This window comes from Bradyrhizobium sp., assembly GCF_019244115.1.
GTDB lineage: Bacteria > Pseudomonadota > Alphaproteobacteria > Rhizobiales > Xanthobacteraceae > Bradyrhizobium.
In genome coordinates this window covers 1-2,106 of record NZ_JAFATE010000910.1, presented here as the reverse complement: position 1 = coordinate 2,106, position 2,106 = coordinate 1, and the positions used below count along the sequence as shown (strand labels likewise).

The following is a 2,106-nucleotide window of genomic DNA, read 5'->3' as shown; positions in this document are numbered from 1 at the left end:
TCCCGGGACAAATGCATCAAACTCACGCCGCTCGAGGAATGCGCAGGTGATCGGCGATCCAGCGGTCGAGATCGGCGAGCGCGCGGGCGCTGAGTGCCTGCTTCTTCGCGATGGTCTTTTCGTTGCCGCGCAGCCGCGTGCCGTCCGCCTTCTTGGTCGGAGCGCTGGCGAGCGGTGGGAACAGGCCGAAATTGATGTTCATCGGTTGGAACGAGCGACTGCCCACTTCGATCGTTTCGAGATGGCCGCCGGTGATATGTCCGAGCAGCGCGCCGAGCGCCGAGGTCGGCGGCGGTGGTGCCAGTGACATGCCCTGCGTATTAGCGGCGGCATAGAGCCCCGCGATCAGGCCGATGCTTGCGGACTCCACATAGCCCTCGCAGCCCGTCATCTGCCCGGCAAAACGCAGCCGTGGCTCTGCGCGCAGCCGCAACTGCTCGTCCAGCAGCTTTGGCGAATTCAGGAACGTGTTGCGATGCAGGCCGCCGAGGCGGGCGAACTCCGCCTTCTCCAGTCCCGGGATGGTCCGGAAGATCTGCTGCTGCGGGCCGTATTTCAGCTTGGTCTGGAAACCGACCATGTTGTAGAGCGTGCCGAGCTTGTTGTCCTGGCGCAGCTGCACGATCGCATGGGGTTTTACCGTCGGATTGTGCGGATTGGTGAGGCCGACCGGCTTCATCGGCCCGTGCCGCAGGGTTTCGTGGCCGCGTTCGGCCATCACCTCGATCGGCAGGCAGCCGTCGAAATAGGGCGTGCTCGTTTCCCAGTCCTTGAAGTCGGTCTTCTCGCCATTGAGCAGCGCACTGACGAACGCGTCGTACTGCTCCTTCGACATCGGACAATTGATGTAATCCGCACCGGTCCCGCCGGGGCCCGGTTTGTCGTAACGCGACTGGAACCACGCCACGGACATATCGATCGAATCGCGGTGCACGATCGGGGCGATCGCATCGAAGAAGGCCAGCGCGCTCTCGGAGGTCAACGCGCGGATGGCATCCGCGAGCGGTGCCGAGGTTAGCGGGCCGGTCGCGACAATCACATTGTTCCATTCCGCCGGCGGCAGGCCGGCGATCTCGCCACGCGAGATCTCGATGAGGGGATGATCGTTCAGGGCCTTGGTCACCGCAGCGGAAAAACCCTCCCGGTCGACTGCGAGCGCGCCGCCGGCGGGCACCTGGTTGGCGTCGGCCGCGCGCATGATCAGCGAGTCGAGCCTGCGCATCTCCGCGTGCAGCAGGCCGACGGCATTGTTGGCGGCGTCGTCGGAACGGAAGGAGTTGGAGCAGACGAGTTCGGCGAAACCATCGCTGCGATGGGCTTCGGTCATCCGCGCCGGACGCATCTCGTGCAGGACGACGGGAACACCTGATAGCGCGATCTGCCAGGCGGCTTCCGAGCCCGCGAGGCCGGCGCCGACAACATGCACTTGCGCTGAGGAGGAGGTCCTTGTCATGCGGGGACAGGTAGCGCCTTTTCCACGCCAGTGGAATGCGCAATGACAAGGCAATGGTCCAGAAACGGCAACGCCCGCAACGAGGCGGGCGTTATCGGTCGATGAAGCTGGCGTGCCGGCGGATCAGCCGTTATAGGTGCCGGCCGCAACCCGCGGGATGTCGGAACGGTCCAGGCCGATGTCGGCGAGCTCGCGATCGCTCAGCTGGGACAGCTCGTTGACGTTGCGATGATAGTCCCGGAACGCCTGGATCATGCGGATGAGCGAGAGCAGCATGGTAAGTCTCCTTGTAGTTCGTATTCAGCTCTTGAAGGCGGCATTTTGTTGAAATGAATATAGGACGATTTGATGCAGCGCAGAACTGAGGATGTTGCGATGCAGCTAAGACCAGGGCACATGGCTCCATAAGGGGTGGGTTAAGCTTTTCGCGCTCTCGAAATTTGAGGAGATTGTCGTCAGGATGTTGCAGAAAGCCCGTTAAATGCGGACTTCTTACGAACTGAACATCCAGCTCCGGCCGGGGTTCTGCCGGCTCACGTAAAGGAAACACGCCGGAAGCCAGGACCGCGTTGCAGAGTTCTGATTCGCCCGTCCCATGCGTGATTCGCATGCGAAGATTCACGATACAGTGAATATTTATTCATTTGTTTCTG

At 61.9% G+C, this 2,106-nt stretch carries 2 protein-coding genes; both read right to left on the bottom strand.

What is annotated here, in order from left to right:
• Positions 1-22: 22 nt before the first annotated feature.
• A complete protein-coding gene (trmFO, locus tag JOZ76_RS37745; RefSeq protein WP_291706450.1) occupies positions 23-1,453 on the bottom strand; it encodes a methylenetetrahydrofolate--tRNA-(uracil(54)-C(5))-methyltransferase (FADH(2)-oxidizing) TrmFO in 1,431 nt (476 codons plus the stop codon).
• A 123-nt stretch (positions 1,454-1,576) separates the two neighbouring features.
• Positions 1,577-1,729 carry a DUF1127 domain-containing protein gene (locus tag JOZ76_RS37740; protein WP_291706449.1) on the bottom strand — a complete coding sequence of 51 codons (153 nt, stop codon included), beginning with the start codon at positions 1,727-1,729 and terminating at the stop codon, positions 1,577-1,579.
• Positions 1,730-2,106 lie beyond the last annotated feature (377 nt).